At 44.4% G+C, this 1,860-nt stretch carries 2 protein-coding genes and 1 pseudogene; all 3 read left to right on the forward strand.

Annotated features, from left to right (window positions below; all coding sequences use genetic code 11):
- Positions 1–342 (forward strand): annotated as a pseudogene (locus tag F6J94_RS33500) (membrane protein insertase YidC); the annotation flags it as partial.
- 1 nt (position 343) lies between these two features.
- On the forward strand, positions 344–838 hold the full coding sequence (locus F6J94_RS33505) for a R3H domain-containing nucleic acid-binding protein (RefSeq protein ID WP_293017359.1): 495 nt from the start codon (positions 344–346) through the stop codon (positions 836–838).
- Between the two features lie 302 nt (positions 839–1,140).
- The gene (locus F6J94_RS33510; RefSeq protein ID WP_293048197.1) at positions 1,141–1,656 is read left to right on the forward strand and encodes a YceD family protein; all 516 of its coding nucleotides are present in this window, start codon (positions 1,141–1,143) and stop codon (positions 1,654–1,656) included.
- Positions 1,657–1,860: the final 204 nt, after the last annotated feature.

Consider the following 1,860-nt stretch of genomic DNA (forward strand, 5'->3'; position numbering starts at 1 on the left):
TCCCTGCACCTGCACCTGAACCAGACAACAGCTGGTTCAGGTGCAGGTGCAGGGCAAGCCGGTGACCAGCAAAAGGTAGTTAATCAGATTACTCCAGTATTGTTTTCTGGCATGTTCTTATTCTTTCCCCTGCCAGCTGGGGTATTGATGTATATTGTTGTAGCTAATATATTTCAAACTATCCAGACTTTCATTCTCTCGAGAGAACCTCTGCCAGAGAATTTGCAAGAAATAGTTGAGCAGCAGGAAAAAGAGGCAAAAAGACAAGCAGCTAAGTCTGGAGAGGGTCGAGAGGCATTGCCTTTTGAGCCCAAGCGTTCAAAGAAAAAAGCATCAAGTTAGTATGGTAAATCAACATCAGGAGCGTGGTAAAGAGTGGTTAGAAGAACTCCTGCGCTTATCTCGATTGCCCGCCAGTATAGAGGTAGCTGATGGTGACGCTCCCCTAGGAGAGCGACCCAGCTACTGGTTGACAATCGATAATAGTCAACTGACCTCGAAAGACACTCAAACTTTAATTGGTCGGGAAGGGGAAGTTATCGATTCTATCCAGTACTTAGCAAATTCCCTCCTTAACTTGGGTCATGATGAGGAGGAACAAGCCGTTTACGTTATCGATATCGATAGCTATCGAGCCAGACGGCAAGTGGAACTTCAAGCGATCGCTGAACACGCTGCTATGAAAGTCCGTCAGACCGGGAAAGAATTTGAATTGAAATCCCTATCGGCAGCAGAGCGGCGTCAAGTCCATACCCTATTCAAGGCTTTTGAGGATTTAGAAACTCTTAGTCGAGGGCAAGAGCCAGACCGACGACTGGTGGTGCGTCGCAGGTATTGACAGATTAAGAGTTTTTATTCTATCACTGCTGATTGCACTTGGGATTATTCCCATCACCTGGCTAACATAATGCATTAACTCTATATAACTATTTAAGTCTATAAATGGTCGCTTTTTGCTGAGTCAGGACTTACGCGCTTAAGTGGATTTCGCCCCCCTAGCCCCCCAATATTGGGGGGTAATGATGTCAAAGTCCCCCAATATTGGGGGATTTAGGGGGCAAATGCGTAAGTCCTATGAGTGTTTGAGAAGCTCAAGGTTAACCATCAACGCTTAACAGTCAACTGCAAAGGATAAGCATTATGGAGGCGATATATATTCCTGAGTTGCTCAAATTACCAGAGCACACAGAAGTAACTCCGGTCAATCAATTCTTGGTGGATTTACAGACACTGACCCCAGTTCGAGGTCAAGTGCAAGTGGCTCATCAAGGAAATTACCTGGAGGTCTGTGCTCAAGCAGAAACGATCATTACCTTGACTTGTCACCGCTGCTTAAAACAGTACAACCACCGCCTAAGCATCGATACATCCGAATTAGTTTGGTTAGCTTCCTCAGCTGACCAACTGTCGGATGAATCCCTAGAGCAGGAGATAACTTGGGATGATTTACAAGAAACCCTTCCAGCTCAGGGGTATTTTTATCCAGACACTTGGTTATACGAACAACTATGTCTGGCAATTCCGCCACGGCAGCTGTGTGACCAAGAATGTATAGGTATCCAGATTAAGAATAACAGTGAAGCAGAGTTACGGGATCAACTACGGGATCAACGTTGGGGCGCTCTAGAATCCCTGAAGAGAAAACTTCCTGGATAGTGAGTTGCCTGGTAGTATAATGCTGAAGGGGAAATTGGTCAGGGAGTTACTAGCAGCAGAGCCTTTATCCAAGTTTCTTGGAAATAAAAATGCTATGTTTAAGGTTTAAATATTTATTTATAGCATTAACTTTTTGAGTAATTGGCTCTTATATAGGAATTCTATATCCCATAAGGTATAAATTGATCCCCCTAAATCCCCCTA

Origin of the sequence: Moorena sp. SIO1F2 (assembly GCF_010672755.1) — a bacterium.
GTDB lineage: Bacteria > Cyanobacteriota > Cyanobacteriia > Cyanobacteriales > Coleofasciculaceae > Moorena.

What these genes read in the sequence shown, in the direction of transcription:
- F6J94_RS33505 (WP_293017359.1), top strand. Translation starts at nt 344, where the DNA reads ATGGTAAATCAACATCAGGAGCGTGGTAAAGAGTGGTTAGAAGAACTC.
- F6J94_RS33510 (WP_293048197.1), top strand. Translation starts at nt 1,141, where the DNA reads ATGGAGGCGATATATATTCCTGAGTTGCTCAAATTACCAGAGCACACA.